Annotated in this window: 9 protein-coding genes; 3 read left to right on the plus strand and 6 right to left on the minus strand. The window is 63.6% G+C overall.

The annotated features are described in order from the left end of the window. The 6 genes from NCG91_RS11985 to NCG91_RS12010 form a co-directional block, all read right to left on the minus strand. Positions 1 to 4,971, minus strand: a complete 4,971-nt coding sequence (locus NCG91_RS11985; RefSeq protein ID WP_251349858.1) for a PAAR-like domain-containing protein — start codon at positions 4,969 to 4,971, stop codon at positions 1 to 3. After that, positions 4,968 to 6,266 (minus strand): DUF2169 family type VI secretion system accessory protein, encoded by a 1,299-nt coding sequence (locus NCG91_RS11990; RefSeq protein ID WP_251349859.1) that lies wholly within the window; start codon positions 6,264 to 6,266, stop codon positions 4,968 to 4,970. Before NCG91_RS11990 ends, NCG91_RS11985 begins: the two co-directional genes overlap by 4 nt. A 2-nt stretch (positions 6,267 to 6,268) precedes the next feature. Continuing rightward, positions 6,269 to 8,410, minus strand: coding sequence for a type VI secretion system Vgr family protein (locus tag NCG91_RS11995; protein ID WP_251349860.1), 2,142 nt, complete (start codon positions 8,408 to 8,410; stop codon positions 6,269 to 6,271). Between the two features lie 77 nt (positions 8,411 to 8,487). After that, complete coding sequence (gene tssG, locus NCG91_RS12000; protein WP_251349861.1) at positions 8,488 to 9,528, minus strand: type VI secretion system baseplate subunit TssG; 1,041 nt, start codon at positions 9,526 to 9,528, stop codon at positions 8,488 to 8,490. Beyond that, a complete protein-coding gene (tssF, locus tag NCG91_RS12005) occupies positions 9,492 to 11,357 on the minus strand; it encodes a type VI secretion system baseplate subunit TssF (RefSeq protein WP_251349862.1) in 1,866 nt (621 codons plus the stop codon). The genes tssG and tssF overlap by 37 nt, the downstream gene beginning before the upstream one ends. Before the next feature lie 78 nt (positions 11,358 to 11,435). Then, entirely contained in the window at positions 11,436 to 12,248 is an 813-nt protein-coding gene (locus NCG91_RS12010) for an outer envelope protein (protein WP_081922859.1), read from the minus strand. A 440-nt stretch (positions 12,249 to 12,688) separates the two neighbouring features. On the opposite strand from NCG91_RS12010, the gene NCG91_RS12015 reads away from it, so the two are divergent. The 3 genes from NCG91_RS12015 to NCG91_RS12025 are packed head-to-tail and all read left to right on the plus strand — an operon-like array spanning position 12,689 to position 16,194. Further along, positions 12,689 to 14,203 (plus strand): ABC transporter ATP-binding protein, encoded by a 1,515-nt coding sequence (locus NCG91_RS12015; RefSeq protein ID WP_251349863.1) that lies wholly within the window; start codon positions 12,689 to 12,691, stop codon positions 14,201 to 14,203. Next, entirely contained in the window at positions 14,196 to 15,272 is a 1,077-nt protein-coding gene (locus NCG91_RS12020; protein WP_251349864.1) for an ABC transporter permease, read from the plus strand. Before NCG91_RS12015 ends, NCG91_RS12020 begins: the two co-directional genes overlap by 8 nt. Continuing rightward, positions 15,265 to 16,194: an ABC transporter permease gene (locus NCG91_RS12025; protein ID WP_251349865.1), complete on the plus strand. Its 930-nt coding sequence runs from the start codon at positions 15,265 to 15,267 to the stop codon at positions 16,192 to 16,194. The genes NCG91_RS12020 and NCG91_RS12025 overlap by 8 nt, the downstream gene beginning before the upstream one ends. The last annotated feature ends 15 nt before the right edge of the window (positions 16,195 to 16,209 follow it).

The raw sequence follows: 16,209 nt of genomic DNA on the forward strand, positions 1-16,209 counted from the left end.
TCATTTTAATTTTATTTTTGGACCAATTTTTACAACCTTGGTTTTGAAATCGGATAGGAAAAATTGTTTGCCTCCACCATTGCCAAAAATAGTGGCATCTTGAGCCATTGCAATGCTAGTTGCTACACACGTATCTTTTTTAACTTTATAAGCCTGTACGTCTGGACGATAACCAAATTTTCTATGCGGTAATACTTGCAGTAATTCACCTAGCTTTGACTTGCTTTCAGATGCTTTTGTCAATGTATCATCGTCAAAATAAAATCCTGATTGTCCTGGAACTCCTCCGTAAATAATGGTATTTGCTTTCAAGATCGTATTTTTCCAGTTGTCTCTACCTTTGTATATACCATGTCCTTGCCATTGGCTTGCCCAAGCTGCTGGATTTTTGCCAATACATGGATCGCAATTTGTATTTTTATTGCATTTTTTTGATAACCCTAGTGGGTCGACCCAACCAGTTGGATTTGTTGCATATCTATAGCTATTTAATCCTCCCAGTAATTTGATGGGATCTTGCGTCAGGTAACGTCCTGGCTCAGGGGCATAATACCTATAGCGATTGTAAAACAGCCAAGTCTCTTGATCTTCATACTGCCCCTGAAACCGCAGCGGCTGCTCGATTTCCCCTTCCACATGCAGCAAGCGCCCCCAGGCTTTGTAGCGCCCGCTCCAGACTACCTTCCCTTGCGCATCCGTCAGCTCGCGCGGTGTGCCCAGGTGATCGCAGTGGTAGTGGGTGATGCTATCGTGTGCCGCCGCGCCGCCGCCTGCCGCCTGGATACCTTGCCATGCCGATACATGCAGCGCTTCGGTGTCCGCCTGTTCTTGCGCAATGAGCGCCTGCAGTTCGGCGTCGTTCCGGGTGGCGGGTAAATCCCATTGCGCGATGCGCGGCAGGTGGACCACGCTTGCCTGTCGGCAGGCGGGCGACGCGATCCTGGCCAGTGGCACGAAGCTGTCCGGCTCGTATAAATATGTGACCGTCCCGTCGTGCCGAAGTTCCTGCGCCAGCGTGTCACCGTCCCAGACGAAGAAGGTGGTGGCGGCGCTAGTGCGTGCGGGCTGCTCTTTGGTGATGTCCTGCCGATTGCTCCAGTGTGCTTCTTCTACCCGCTTGGCGATGCGGCGGCTGAAGGCGTCATAAAAATAGCGGGCGCGGTGGCGCGACTGGCGTTCTGTCCTGGTGGCGTGGCTGAGGCGGTTTTCGGCGTCGTATTCAAGCGCCAGGTCGCTCCACGTCGATTCCCTGCCCGGTGAATGGAAGCGCTTGCCGGTGGCATTGCCTTGCTCGTCGTAGTCGTATTCTGTATCGCCGTAGCGTTGCAGGACGTTGCCGGTAGCGGGCGCAGTGTCGAGCAGATTGCCTGCCGGGTCGAAGGCGAAGCGTTCGGTCAGGCCCGCTTGCACGGCGGACAGCAATTGTCCGACGGGGTCATAGGCGTAGCGCAGATTGCCAAGCGGGCCGGTGGCCGTGGAACCCGTTTGTAAAATAGTGGTCAGGTTGCCTTGCGCATCGTAGTCGAAGCGGCGTTCGCGCACAGGGGCGGGCGCGTCGGCGCCGCGTGCCAGGGTCAGCTGGGTGAGCCGCGATTGCGGGTCGTACTGGCGCGTGGCCAGCAAGCCGCTGCTGCCCAGCTGCCGCTGCTTTTCCCGGTGCAGCTTGTCGCGCTCCACGTCGACCACGGCCTTGCCTTGCCACAGCACGCCATGCCAGTGGCCGGAGCCGTAGCGTAGGGTATCGATGCGGCGTCCGTTCGGCAAGACCGTCTGGATGCGGTTGCCCAGTTCGTCATAGGCATGCGTCATGACAAAGCTGGCGTCCGGTACGCGCGGGGCGTTCGGCAACCGTGCCGTCTCTGGCAAGTCTTGCAGGAAGCAGGCGCTGCGCTCCTCGATCAGCTGGCCCAGCGCATCGTGGACAAAGCGCTGTTCGGCTTGTGGCGCGGACACGGCCGTCAGGCGGCCCAGCGCATCGTAGGCGTAGCGCACCACGCCATCCGCCGTGGCCTTGACTTGCAACAAACCGAGCGCGTCGCGCAGCAGCTGCGTGCGCTGGCTGCCGCACTCGGTAGCCGTCAGGTTGCCGGCCTGGTCGTAACTGTATTCGGTGCGCTTGCCGTCGAAGCCTGTTTCCGACGTCAGCCAGCCTTCCGCGTGATACGCGAGCCGGTAGCTTTCGCCCTTGGCATTGATCAATTCCGTCAGTTGCAGCGCGCCATCGTAGCGATACTGCAAAGTCTGGCCGATGGCGTCCGTGCGTTCGACGGGCAAGCCCTGGCCGTTGTAGCGGTAGCGCGTTTGCTGACCGGCCGCATCCACGTGCAGGAGCAGATTGCCGTCCCCATCGTAGGCGTATTGCTCCCAGGTTTGACTGGGCGCCGTGAGACGGATCAGCCGGCCCAGCGCGTCATATTCATAGCGGGTGGCATGGCCCAGCGCATCGCGGGCCGCTACCAGCCGTCCCAGCGCATCGTAGCGGTATTCGCTGGTATGGCCGGAGCAATCCGTGTAGCTGGTCAGCGAACCCTGGCGGTTGTACTGAAAATGCTTGCTGCCGCCCCTGGCGTCGATCAGTTCCACCAGTTGGCCGCGCTCGTCGTAGCGGTAGCGCGTGACGTGGCCCAGTGCATCCGTGATGCTGACGGGACGGCCTGCCGCGTCGTATGCGCGCAAGGTGGTGTTGCCCAGCGCATCCGTGAAGGCGATAGGTTGATTTCCGGCATCGTAGTCGATGCTGCTGCTGTGTCCCTTGGCATCGGTGCTGCGGGTCAGGTTGCCGGCTGCATCGTAGGCATAGCGCATGGCGGTGCCGTTGGCGTCGATATCGGCCAGCAGCATGCCGTCGCGGTCCCATTCGCGCCGGCCCAGCGAGGCGGTTTTGCCATTGATGACGCGGCGCACTTCGGTGACCAGCCAGTTGGCGTCGAAGGTGTATTCGAGGACGCCGCCGTTTTCCGTGACGCGGCTGGTGTCGTTGTCCACGTAATCGATGCGCGTGTGCTCGCTGCCATCTTGGGCGCGCGTGGCGATGGCGCGCGCCTGGTAGCTGTTGGCCAGGGTGATGGGGAAACGTTCGTCCAGTTGCGGTTCGCTCAATGGAGAACCGCGCCAGCGGGCGCGCAGCGCATCCAGGCTGATCCAATCGAGTTCGTAGGCAAAGCCTGTGTAGCTGCTGCACGACGTGAGCAAATGGTGACGGTAGGCATAGTTGCGCGTGTCGCCCAGCGCATTTGACTGGCTGATCAGGTTGTGGCGTGGCGGGACGGGCGGCAGCGCATCGTTCGTCTCGATGGCATAGGCGTAGCGGACGTGGCAGAGGCGGCTGCCGTCGGGCAATATCTCGTCGATGCTGCCGATATGGATGGCCTGTTCCGCTTCTCCGCGCATGGCTTCGAGCACGCCGCCATCGTCGCTGCGCAGGCGCAGCAGCACTTCGCCCGCCTTGGCATCGATCAAGCGGTCGATGCTGATGCCGCGTCCGTCGCGCCCTTCGCTACGCACGAGTGCAAAGCGCTGCGTGGCGATGGGTGCGGACGGGGCCAGCATGGCGTTGACGCCGTCGTAGCCATGCGGCAGCCAGCCGCCTTCAGCGCGCGCATAACGGTCGATGCTGCCGTCGCGCCATAGCACGGTAAAGGTGTCGGCGCCGTCGCGCATGAGCGTAAAACCTTCCTTGCGGCTGTCGTGCCGCTTGCCCGGTTCCAAACCAGGCAGGCGCAGGGCGCGGCCGCTGTCGTCGTGGTAGACGATGCCGGCCTCGCACAGCGACAGGCTGGTGGTGTAGGGCGTGGACCAGCGCGCGCCCAGCAAGCCCCCGTCTTCGCATTCGGCGCCGGAACGGTAGCAGCGCGTCCAGGCGATGGGGATGCTGCGTTCGAGCGCGAAATCCGTCTGGTACAGGATTTCCTGGCCCGTGCCGAAATGCACGGGCTTGCGGCCCTTGACGGGTTTTTTCGCGGGACCGCTATCCTTGGGGCAGCAGTCGGACGGCGGCTCCGATTTCGGTTCTTTCCTGCCACGGCTCTTGCCGTCGTCGCCGCCGTTTTTCGGGGGCGGTTTGTCGAGTTTTGGCGGTGGCTTGTCCGGCTTTTTTCCGACCAGCTTTTCCTTCACCTTGTTGATGGTCGGTGCCGCTTTTTTGCCGAGAAACTTGCTCAGTATTTTTCCGCCGGGAATCTTGCTGAAGAGCGCCGTTTGCAGTAATGTGCCTGCCGCATTCGTGACGATGTCCGAGGCCGTACTGAGTAAATCAGGGGTCTTGCCTGTCAATATGTAGTCGGCCGCCTGGTCGAGCACCGTGGCCGACGCTTCCATGGCCGTGCCTGTCACAACGGTCACCGTGCCGGTAACCGCGCCAGTTGCTGCCGCTGTTTCCATCGCGGCAGCTGCCGGCAGGCCAACGCCGGTTGCCGCAGCGCCCAGTCCGGCGACACCCAGCACGGCACTGCCTGTCAGCACGGTGCCCCCCACGTCTACCAGATCTTCGGCGGTGCCATGCATTTTCTTGGAGCCATGATCCTTGTAATCTTGTGCCGCTTCCCGTGTCGCCGCCTTCAGTTCCTTGAGCATGGGCTTGGCCGCTTCCGCGCCCCGTTCATAAATCTTGCCCATCGTATTGCGCGAATTCATCCATACTTCGCGCCCCATCTGCACCAGGCCGGCGCCGTTGGCGCGGTGGATGGGGCTGGCGACCTTGGTGTCGACCTGTTTGCCGACGGTGCCGCTCTTGACGCCGCCCGCCTTGCCGGCCGCGTCACCCTTGACGGTGGGAATGGTGCTGCGCTGGTGCAGGATGACGGGCTCGCTGTGCGACTTGACGTTGGGCGAGGCGTTTTGCGCCTCTGAAAATTCGCCGATGATGTTGTAGGGAATAGGGGGCGTGCTGGAGCCGACGGGCGTCTTGCAAATGTCAGGGCTGAGGCTGACGCAATAGAAGCGCGAGGCCTTGGTGACGGTTTCATTCGTCATGGTTTCTTGCCTTGCCCGGCGGCTTCGCTTAGCGCTTCCTGCGCCTGTTCCAGCAGTTCGATGCGGGCGATCTGCGCCGCCTCCATCACGTGCAGCAGGCGCGACGCGACCTGGCCCGCGTCGGCCGGTACGATGGCGCGCCACACCAGTTCCACGGTGCCTGCCTCGGGATCGACCAGCACCGTATCGATGGCCAGGCGCCGGACGAGCAACTGGTCGTTCTTGTCCGCCAGCAGCAAACACAGCACCTGCCGAGGCAGGGAAAAGCGCAGCACCGTGTTGCCGCGCGGGTTGATGCGGGCCGAGCGATGGTCGTGACGGCACAGATTGGTCAAGGTGAATTGTTCCCGTCCCGCCAGATGCGGGCATTGCTGGTCGGGCGGCGTGCTGTTCCAGTACGCGAAATCGAAGTCTTCCGGCAGGGCGGGGATGTCGTCGGCATCCCATTGATCCTTGACGACGATGTTGCCGGCCAGCGCGCGGCGCGGCAGCCAGCCACGGCCGATAACGGCCAGCCCCGCTGGTGGCGGCAGCTCCTTGCCGCCGGCGCCTTGCCAGAACTGGGCGGCCGTGCACGGCAGCGACGGCTGCGTGATACGGGGCGCCGGCACCTCGTCGATCTGTTTCGCATCCAGGTACCAGTGCCGCACGAAACCGCGTCCCAGCGGGTTGGCCTGGCAGGAATCGTGCGCCGCCGCGTTGCAGTCATCGGCCTCGATGCGGAATTGCCCGCCGTACGCGTAGCTGTAGTGCAGCGGCAATTGCAGGAACGCTAACGGTGCAGATAGCTGCCACGGATTGGGCCGCAGCAAGCCCACGGTGGCGATGCGGGCGCAGCCTTGCACCAGGCGCGTGAGGACGGCTTTCTTGCGGAAGGCGCGTTCGCCGCACACTTGCAGGGTCTTGTCGATCAGGGTCTTCTTTTCCGATTGCACCTTCAGGTTGACGAGAAATTGCGGCATCGCCTGGCCGCGCGGCGCGTGCGCCACGCCATTGACGATCACGTCGCAACCCGGCTTGTATGGCGCGAAGTCGCTTTCCTGCACGGTGCCCGCCTGCGTGTCGTCGTCCAGGTGCAGGTCTTGCGTGGCCAGCGGCGACTGGCGCGCCATGGGCAGCAGGCTGGCCAGGCCATCCGCGCCGCAGGGGCCAAGCATGTAGCCCATGCGCGCCACCACCACATGGAAGGCCTCGCCAAACTGGTCGAGCATGTCGAACTGGCTGGCCGCGTGCGGCGTGCGGTTGTCGAACAGCAGGTTGGGGATGTTGAAATGGGCTGTGCCGGCGTCGTTCATCGTCAGCCCGGATTGTTGTCGATGTCGTCGCCATGGATCTGCACCTTCGATCTGCCGCGGATGATGATTTCATCGGCAACGAGTTCGATGCGACCCGGCGTGATGGTGATGCTGGATGTGCCCACCGTCATCGTGTGCGAGTCGGCGGCCGTGAGTGTGCTGTCGGCGCCGACGATGACGCTTTTCGCCAGGCCGATCTGCTCGGCCTGCGCCAGCACCACGGTGGTGTTCATGGCGCCGATGACGGTGGTCTGGTAGGCGGCGCCGATGGTCAGCACCTTGGCCAGGCCGATGGTTTCGTCCTTGGCCAGGGTCACCCGTTCCGAGCGGTGGCCGTCGATCTGCACCTGCTCGTTGCCGCCCACGTGTTCGCGGCGGTTGTCGCCAATGTCGATGTGTTCGTCATGGTCGACGCGCTCACGGCGGTTGTTGTGCACGGTGATGTCTTCATCGTGGTCCACCGTTTCCGTGCGGTCGCGCTTGACGTGCACGGTTTCATCGCGGTCGACGGTTTTGCGCCGGTCATTGCCCACCCAGTGCGATTCGTCATGCTCGACCTCGATGCGCTGGTCTTTTTCCGCATGCAGCCACAGTTCTTCCGCATCCTTGCGGTCTTCGAAGCGCAAGGCGTTGGCGTGCGCGGTCGAACCTTTCTTTGAGGAACGGCTCAGCATGCCGCTCTGCGTCTTGTTCGCCGGTAGCTCCCACGGCGGCATGTTGCGCGCGTTGTAGACGCAGCCGATGATGAGGGGCATGGCGACGTTACCGTCGAGAAATTGCACGGCCACTTCCATGCCCACCCTGGGCAGGCTGATGTGGCCGAAATTCGGGCCGGCCCAGTTCGATATCACGCGTATCCACGGCGAACTCTTGTCGTCGAAGGTACCCAGGCGGTCCCAGTGGAATTGCACCTTTACGCGCCCGTAACCGTCCGTGTGGATTTCCTCGCCGGGCGGCCCGACGACGGTGGCCGTCTGCACGCCGTAGATCTTCGGTTCGCGGCTGTGGAAATTGCGGCCGGGGCGCCAGGGGATGGCGCGGGCGATGCAGGTAAAGGTGTTGCTGTAGTGCGAAGTGGCGCCGTGTCCTTGCTGATAGTTGTTGCTGGCGTAGTGGTGTACGGACAGGATCAGGTATTCGCTGGCTGCGCTGTCGAAATGCCCGCCCAGGGTGAACCAGCGCCCTGGTTGCGCCGTGCGATCGTTGCCTTGCGCCTCGAACAGCTGTCCCTGGGCGTCAACCTCTTCCATGCGGCGCCGGGCCAGCTGTTCGCCATCGTCGATGTTTTTAAAACCGTAGCTGCCCGTGTTTTCATACACTTCCAGCGATGGCACGGCGCCCTGCCGGTTCAGCGAGTCGCGGCTGGCGCGGGCGCTGCGCGGATTCTTGAAATTGAAGCTGGCCACCGTCATCTGGCTTGGCGCCATGCGCCGCACGGTGCTCCATTGATGTACGCCATCGTCTTCCAGGGAGCCGGCCTGATGCTGGAAGGGGATTTCACTCAGCTCACCATCGATGGGCTTGCCGGATGTGCTGTCGTCCGACAGCCACAAGGTGTGGCCGTCAAGGCGGTGTTCGTAGCGGTAGTGCCAGCCCAGTTGTTCCCAGTGGCGGTGCAGCAGGTTGTGGTCGCTCTCGTTGTGCTGGCACGTGTAGGTGATGGCGGGATCCGGGCCGCCGGCGGCCAGCTTGTAGTCGCGCATCAGGTAATCATCGAAGACCTTGTCCGTCAGCGCCGCCACCGTCAAGCCGTGGAAGGCGACATTGTTTTGGCGCAAGTGCAGGTGCGACAGCCACGGTTCCAGCACCATCTCGTAAAACGCAAAACCGCCGTCCGTGCGCAGGAAGCGAAATTCAAATACGTAGCCATTGAAGTGGCGCAAGGTGCCGTCTTCGCGCACCAGGTCGACGGTCACCATCTTGCCCATCACTTTGTCGAGCGCAACGCTGGCGTCGTCGGACAGCACTTCTACCACGTAGGAAAAGTCGCGCGACAGGCTTTCGCTCGCGGCCAGGCTGTTGGCCAGGAACTGGATACCGGCGGGGCCATCGCCCTGCGGAAAGTGCAGGCGCAGCAGGCGCTGGCCCTGCATGTCGCCCGTTATTGCCGTCCATGCCGCCGTCGTATCGGGGAACTGGCTCATCGTGCATCGCTTCACGGTAGGGATCGTTGGCCGACTGTAGCAATAGCGAACACAAGCGTTTTGCGCGGCCGCAAGGTTCAATCGTTGAATGAGGGCATCAATTGCATTTCGTAGTGCATGTCATCGCGGTGGCGTGGCGCTGCCGTATCGCCGAGGAAACTGTTGCAACCGAGGCCGCCTTGTGGCGCGGCCGTCAGCGCCATTCCCCGCACCTCGCTGGCGCGCAGAACCAGCACGATGTCGTAGCGCACGAGCGGCTGGCCGAACAGCATCAGCATGTGGCGCAGCGCCTGGCTGGCCGGGGCACGGGGCAGGAAGCTGGCGTGCTGCTGCGCCGTGAGCGGGCCGAGGCGCAGGCGCACGGCCAGGTCGGGACGGCGGCAGCGCTCGCCGACGAGGGCGCGCTGGCCCAGCACGGCGTTTTCCCTGCCCAGCGCCGTTTGTTCGCGCGGCGCCAGTACATCCATGGCGCCCGTCGCCTCGTTGATGTGGCAGGGCACGCCGAAATGGTCGCCGAGGATGCGCGCCATGACGATGGACGAGACGTCGTGCTGCTGGAGCAAGCCGCTGTACAGGCCGGCCGCCGCCTCGTCCTGGCCCGGGCGGCAAGCAGCCAGGGCCAGCAGGCGCGACAGGAAGTCGCCCGCATGGCCGGCTTGTTCGATGCGGTATTTTTGCCAGGCCTGGTAAAACAGGGCGACGGCGCGGCTGGAAAACAGGTCGAGAAAAGCGCGCGGGCCATTCTCGCGTTCGCTATGCTGGTGCGCGGCGATGCGCTCCGAATAGTGGCTGGGCAAGCTGCCCTGGCAACCCAGCAGGCCCATGAAGGCGGGCGTGAGGTGGATGGGCTGGCCGTGACCGGACAGCAGCGCTTGCAGCAGGGTATCGGCATCGGCTATGCCGCTGGTCGTGAGCGCCTCGACCTGGCTGGCGGGAAAGCGCAGCGAGACGCTATTGTCGAAGCGCACGAACTTTGCCAGCGCCGTGTGCTCGTCGACGCCGTGTGCGGCCAGCCACGCCAGCAGCAGGCGCAGTGCCTGGAAGCACTCGAAGCGCTGCGGCGCGTCGAGCAATTGCTGGATCACGCTGGCGTGGCGTCGGCGCTGCGTTCCGGGCATCGCAGGATTTCCTCGCCGCTGCGTTGGGACCGCAGCGTCAGTTGGCTAAAGCAGTTGAGCTGGCTGTTCAGGGCGAAATAGCGCTGCAGCACCTGGGCAAAAATATAGATGCTGCTGCCGACGAACGCTTGCTTGTCGATGCCCAGGCGGATGGCGATGCCGGGCATCAGCGTGGGAAACGGTACGGTGGGCATCCACGCGCGCGTGCTGCCGTGCTCAAGCGTGACGATGCCCTGGATCAAGCGCTGCGTGGCGGGCGAGCGGGGCAGGTCGTACAGACTGAGCATTTTCTGGAATTCTCCCAGGCCCGCTTGCGTCAGGCTCGAGTAATTGAGCGACAGGTGCGCAATCAGGCGCCAGTGCGTGTCCGCCTGAAAGCGCATGCTCGGTGACGGTTTGCGCAGGAAGCGCGCGGGGATGCCGTCGGGTACGTCTTCGGCCAGCAGGTCGCCGCCGGGCAAGCCGTAATGCAACTGCGTGGGCAAGTCGCAGTTGCTGCACAGCAGCTGCGTCGAGACGGTGGCGCTGGCCGCGCAGTCCGGGGAGAATTGCGGGTCGATCAGGCTCAGGCGCATTTCATGGCCGGGGCTGATGGCGGCCACGGCTTCGTCGCGGCGCGCCAGCCAGTATTGACCATATTCCTGGCCACGCTCCTGGTCATATTCGCCCTGGGTGCCTTGCAGCGAGGCATACAGCGGCAAGAAGGCGCTCAGGCGATCGCCGGCCTGATCCTTGCGCACCACGGTGACGGCTTCGATGCTGTGGATGTCGTAGGCAAACGCATGCGTGGCATCGGCCACCAGGGCGTAGTCGGGCTCGGTATGCGTGAGGCGGATCGGCACGCCGGACTTGGCAAACAGGTTGACGACGGGCGTGCAGCCGAACAGCAGGTTGTCGCGGCTGGCGCCGGACAAGAGCCGCGCTTCGTGGCTGTCGCTGCGCACGCCCTTGAGCGGCAGGTGCAAGGTGAATTGGCGGCACTGTTTCGGCAGCAGGGGCGCCAGCAGCGACCATCCGATATCGATGAAGTGAAATTTTTCCGGAAAGGCAAAGTATTCGGTCAGCAGGCGCAGGGCCGGGTGCGAACGGGCGGAAATGGGAATCAGCGCCTCGTCGTCCGCATAGCCGGCCGGCGCCAGCAAGGTGCCGGCGACGGCATGCCACGGCCCGTGTTCGTCCAGCGCCACGTAGGCGCCCGCGCCGTGCAGGAACAGGGCGTCGAGCAGGGCCGCGCGCACGGACGGTTCGCCATCGGCAAACAGGCGCAGGCTGGAAAAGCCGGCCTGATCCAGGTGGTACTGCTCGCTGCTGCTGGTGAACTGAATGCTCAGCAAGGCGCTTGCGCCGGCGGGCAGGCGCAGGCCGGGCGGCGCGTCGAGGAGCGGTGAGAAATGCAGGCGAGAAATGGTCAGCGGCGCCAGGGTCACGTCATACGCGCTGGTGAACTTGCAAGCCACGCCCTGCACCGGCTGCGAGCGCAGCACCGTGCCGCGCGCCACATGCGCAAGCTGGGCCAGCTGGCCGCCGCCCGGCGCTTCGTCGGCGGCGATGCGCACGATGGAGCACGAGGGAAACGGCCGCAGGTAGTGCGGATACAGGGTTTCGAGCAGGGAATGGGTAAATTGCGGATAGGCGTCGTCGAGTCGCTTGGCGACCCTGGCCGTGAGCAGGGCGACGGACTGGATCAGGCGCTCGATGTGCGGGTCCTCGCACGTCTCCCCGGCGATCAGCAGGCGCCCGGCCGCCTTCGGATAGCGGCTGGAAAACTCGCGCGTGTACTGGCGGAACAGGCCCAGTTCACGCTCGTAATACGGCAATAGTTGTTCCACGGTCGCGCTCTCCGCCAGCAGGAAAGCTCCATGCTGGCATCAGGCGCGACCGTGTGTGTTGATGCGTAACAATGAATTTTAGAAATGGTACTCCGCGCGTATCATCGGCGTCTTCGCCGTCTGGCCCACGTTGCCCGTGGTGGCGGGCGAGTTGCCGAACTTGTTCTTCCAGTACTGGTATTCCAGGCCCACGCGGAAGGTGTTCTTGGCGCTGCCCAGGGCTGCGCCCACGTCGAACATCACTTGCATGTCGATATTCGTTTCCACCGCCGTCTTGCGCCCCACTTCATCGTTGCCTTTTGAATCGATGAGATTGAAGAATCCCTCGAACGAGAACAGCGGCGACAGGGGGATGCCCCAGGCGCCCGTCAGCATGGCGTGCGTTTTGTACGTGTAGCGGCCCGTCACTTGCGAGATGGGCGGGAAGGCGCCGCTGGGGGCGTTGCTTTCGCGCAGCAACAGCAGGCTGGTGTTGAAGAAGCCGGGCACGTCCCACATCAGGGTGGGGCCGGCCACCAGCATGCGCTTGCGCGAGTTGTAGCCGACGTCATTTTTCGTGTTGACGTCGAAGCCCAGGGTGACGCCGACGCCGCGCACGGGGCCGAACTTGATGTCGCTGCCGCGCACCTTGCCGATGTCGATGGTGTTGCGGTAGACCAGGTACGCCTCTTGCGCGCCGGAGGTTTTACCCAGCGCGCCAGGGTCCTTGCTGTCGGACATGAGGAAATCGAGGTTGACGAAGTTGCTGCCGTATTTGTAGCCGCTGGCGTGCGTGATGGCAAAGATGTTTTTCTTGATGTCGTCCGGATTGAACGGCTCGCGGTAGTCATTGCCGGCGCGCCAGCTCAGCGCGGTATCGCTCCATTCGGCAGCCTGGGCGGTCGCGCCCATGCCCAGGGTGGTAGTGAGGCAGAGCAACAGACACGGTATGGTTTTTGGCACTTTCGGCTCCTGATGGCGGTGTTGGAAAACGGGAAATGAAATAGCAGGGGGCGTAGCCCGCATGAAGCGCTGCGATGGGGCATATTGCGCGCCGTTCAATCCATGATGCGAGAAGCGCCGTGTTGGGCGATATGTCTTGGCTGCATACTTACTATCAGTTCTTGCATATAATCATCGCACCTTCTCGCCCTTGCGGGGCAAGGCGGCCGCTGTAAAGCTGATAATTTTTTTCAAAATTGTATACAGGTGTTGTTTTTTTGTGGAAATAGAAATGCGCGCCGCCGCGCCATCCCCCAAGCGCCGCGGATGCCGATACGATAGAGACAACAGCTTGAATTTCTCCACCGGCGACGATGCCGGCGACCTTGCAGCGAGGCACGAAAAAAACAATGACGGCACGCCTGGAATTACTCGATATCAGCAAGCGCTATCCGGCCGTGGTGGCCAATGACGGCATCTGCCTCACCGTCGCGCCCGGACAGATCCACGCCGTGCTCGGCGAAAACGGCGCCGGCAAATCGACCTTGATGAAAATCATCTACGGCGCCGTGCAACCAGACGGCGGCCGGATCCTGTGGAATGGCCGTGAAGTGGAAATCGCCAACCCGTCGGCCGCGCGCGCGCTCGGTATCGCCATGGTGTTCCAGCACTTTTCCCTGTTCGACACTTTGACGGTGGCGGAAAACATCGCCCTCGGCTTGCCGGCTGGTACCAACATGGCGGAGCTGGCGCAGCGCATCGAAGCGACGGCGCGCCAGTACGGCCTGGACCTGGAACCGCAGCGCCACGTGCACACGCTTTCCGTCGGCGAATGCCAGCGCGTGGAAATCGTGCGCGCCTTGCTGGCCAAGCCGCAACTGCTGATCCTCGATGAACCGACTTCCGTGCTGACGCCGGGCGCCGTGGAAAAACTGTTTACCACCTTGCGCCAGCTGGCGGCCGAAGGCTGCAGCATCCTGTACATCAGCCACAAGCTCGACGAGATCCGCGCCTTGTGCCACACGTGCACGGTGGTGCGCGCCGGCAAGAACGCGGGCGTGTGCGACCCGTCGCAAGAGTCGGCGGCCAGCCTGTCGCGCATGATGATCGGCGCCGAGCCGCCCGCCGTCACGCGCGTGGCGCGCACGCCGGGCGCCGCCATGCTGAGCGTGCGGCAGCTGGACCTGCCGAAGAGCCACCCGTTCGCCACGCAATTGACGGATATCAATTTCGACGTGCGCGCAGGCGAGATCGTCGGCATCGCGGGCGTGTCCGGCAATGGGCAGCAGGAATTGCTGGCGGCCCTGTCGGGCGAGGACATGCGCGCGGCCGCCGGCAGCATCGTGCTGAACGGCACGCCGGCGGGCCGCTTGCCGCCGGGACGCCGGCGCGCCCTGGGCTTCGGCTTCGTGCCGGAGGAAAGGCTGGGACGGGGCGCCGTGCCCGACATGGGACTGGCCGACAACGTGCTGTTGAGCCTGCAGACACCCGCCACCATCCGCCACGGCTTCCTGCGCCGTGACGCGATCGCGCAGCGGGCGGCCGCCATCATCGCCCGCTTCCAGGTGAAGGCGGGCGGGCCGCAGGCGCTGGCGCGCAGCCTGTCGGGCGGCAACTTGCAGAAATACATAGTCGGACGCGAAGTCATGCGCGAGCCCACCGTGCTGGTGGTGGCGCAGCCGACCTGGGGCGTGGACGTGGGCGCGGCCGCGCAAATCCGCGCGGAATTGCTGGCGCTGCGCGACTCTGGTTGCGCGCTGCTGGTCGTGTCGGAAGAACTCGATGAATTGTTCGACATCAGCGACCGCTTGCTGGTGATGGCAAAGGGCAAAATTTCACCGTCCCTCGACGTGGGCGAAGCCAGCGTGGCGCAGGTGGGACAATGGATGAGCGGGCTGTGGCCGCAGGAGGCAGCCCATGGCTAAGTTTGCCTTGCGCCTGGAAGCCCGTCCCACACCGTCGCGGTTGATGTCGTGGCTGTCGCCCGTGCTGGCCGTGTTGCTCACGGTGCTGTGCGGCGCGCTGTTGTTTCTTGCGCTGGGACACGATCCGCTGGCCGGTCTGGCCGTCTTTTTCGTGGAACCCTTGCGCGACGCGCATGGCTGGTCCGAGCTGGGCATCAAGGTGGCGCCCCTGCTCTTGATCGCCGTGGGTCTGGCCATCTGCTTTCGCGCCAACATCTATAACATCGGTGCGGAAGGGCAGCTGACCCTGGGCGCCATCTGCGGCGGCGCGGCCGCCCTGTACCTCGACGACGGCGTGGGCGGCGCGGCCATCATCGGCGTGTCCTTGCTGGCCGGCATGGCCGGCGGCATGGTGTGGGCTGGCCTGGTGGCGTGGCTGCGCGACCGCTACAACGCCAGCGAAATCCTCGTCTCGCTGATGCTGGTCTACATCGCCCAATTGCTGCTCAGTTATCTCGTATATGGCGCGCTGCGCGACCCGGAAGGGTTTAATTTTCCCCAGTCGAAACTGCTGTCCGACGGCTTGCTGTTGCCGATGGTGATCAGCGATACGCGCTTGCACATCGGCATCGTGTTCGCCTTGCTGGCCTCCTTGGGCGGCTGGCTGTATCTGTCGCGCAGCATTTCGGGTTTCCGCCTGCGCGTGGGCGGCATGGCGCCGGCCGCCGCCCGCTATGCGGGCTTTTCCTCGCGCAAGACCTTGTGGTCGTCGCTGCTGATTTGCGGCGCCCTGTCGGGCCTGGCGGGCGCCTGCGAAGTGCTGGGGCCGATGGGACAGTTGACGCCCACGGTGTCGCCCGGCTACGGCTTTGCCGCCATCATCGTCGCCTTCGTGGGGCGGCTGCATCCCGTGGGCGTGATTTTTTCCAGCTTCGTCATGGCCCTGTTTTATATCGGCGGCGAACTGGCGCAATCGCGCCTCGGCTTGCCCAGCGCCATCACGGGCGTGTTCCAGGGTATCTTGCTGTTCGCCTTGCTCGCTTGCGACGTGCTGATCCAATACAAACTGCGCTGGAGGAAACATGGATAACCTGGCTTTCACCATCGCGCCCCTGATCGCCGCCAGCATCAATGCGGGCACGCCGCTGATGTTGGCCGCCCTCGGTTTATTGGTGAATGAAAAGGCGGGCGTGGTGAACCTGGGCGCGGAAGGCATGATGCTGGTCTCCGCCATCACGGGCTTTGCCGTGGCCGTCAACACAGGCAGTCCCACCCTGGGCTTTCTCGCGGGGGCGGGCGCCAGCATGCTGCTGTCCGGCTTCTTTGCCTGGCTGACCGTATGGCTGGGCACGAACCAGTACGCGACGGGCCTGGCCTTGTCTCTATTCGGCGCGGGCGCATCCACGTATATCGGCTTGAAGTATGTGGGCAACAGCTTGCAGAATGGCCGCTTCGGCATCCCTTACCTGGAAGACATTCCTGTGCTGGGGCCGGCCCTGTTCCGCCAGCATGCGATGGTGTATCTGTCCTTGCTGCTGTGCCTGGCCATCGCCTGGTTTCTGTACCGCACGCGGGCGGGCCTCGTGCTGCGCGCCGTGGGCGAGTCGCCCGCTTCCGCGCATGCGCTCGGCTATCCCGTGCGCCGTATCCGCCTGGCGGCCGTGCTGTTCGGCGGCGCCTGCTGCGGCCTGGCCGGCGCCTTTTTGTCGCTCGTCTACACGCCCCTGTGGGTCGAGGGCATGGTGGCGGGGCGGGGCTGGATCGCGCTGGCGCTGACCACCTTTGCCACCTGGCGCCCGGCGCGCGTGGTGGGCGGCGCCTACCTGTTCGGCGGCATCACGATATTGACTTTCCACGCGCAGGCGCTGGGCGTGCCCATCGCGTCGCAACTGCTGTCGATGCTGCCCTACCTGGCGGCCATCGTCGTGCTCGTGCTTATTTCCAGCAATGCCAATTACATCAAGCTCAACATGCCCGCTTCGTTGGGGAAAAATTTCAATCCCGGAAATTAATCACTCACCACAAGG

This window comes from Janthinobacterium kumbetense (assembly GCF_023703445.1).
In the GTDB taxonomy this organism is placed as follows: domain Bacteria; phylum Pseudomonadota; class Gammaproteobacteria; order Burkholderiales; family Burkholderiaceae_D; genus Janthinobacterium; species Janthinobacterium kumbetense.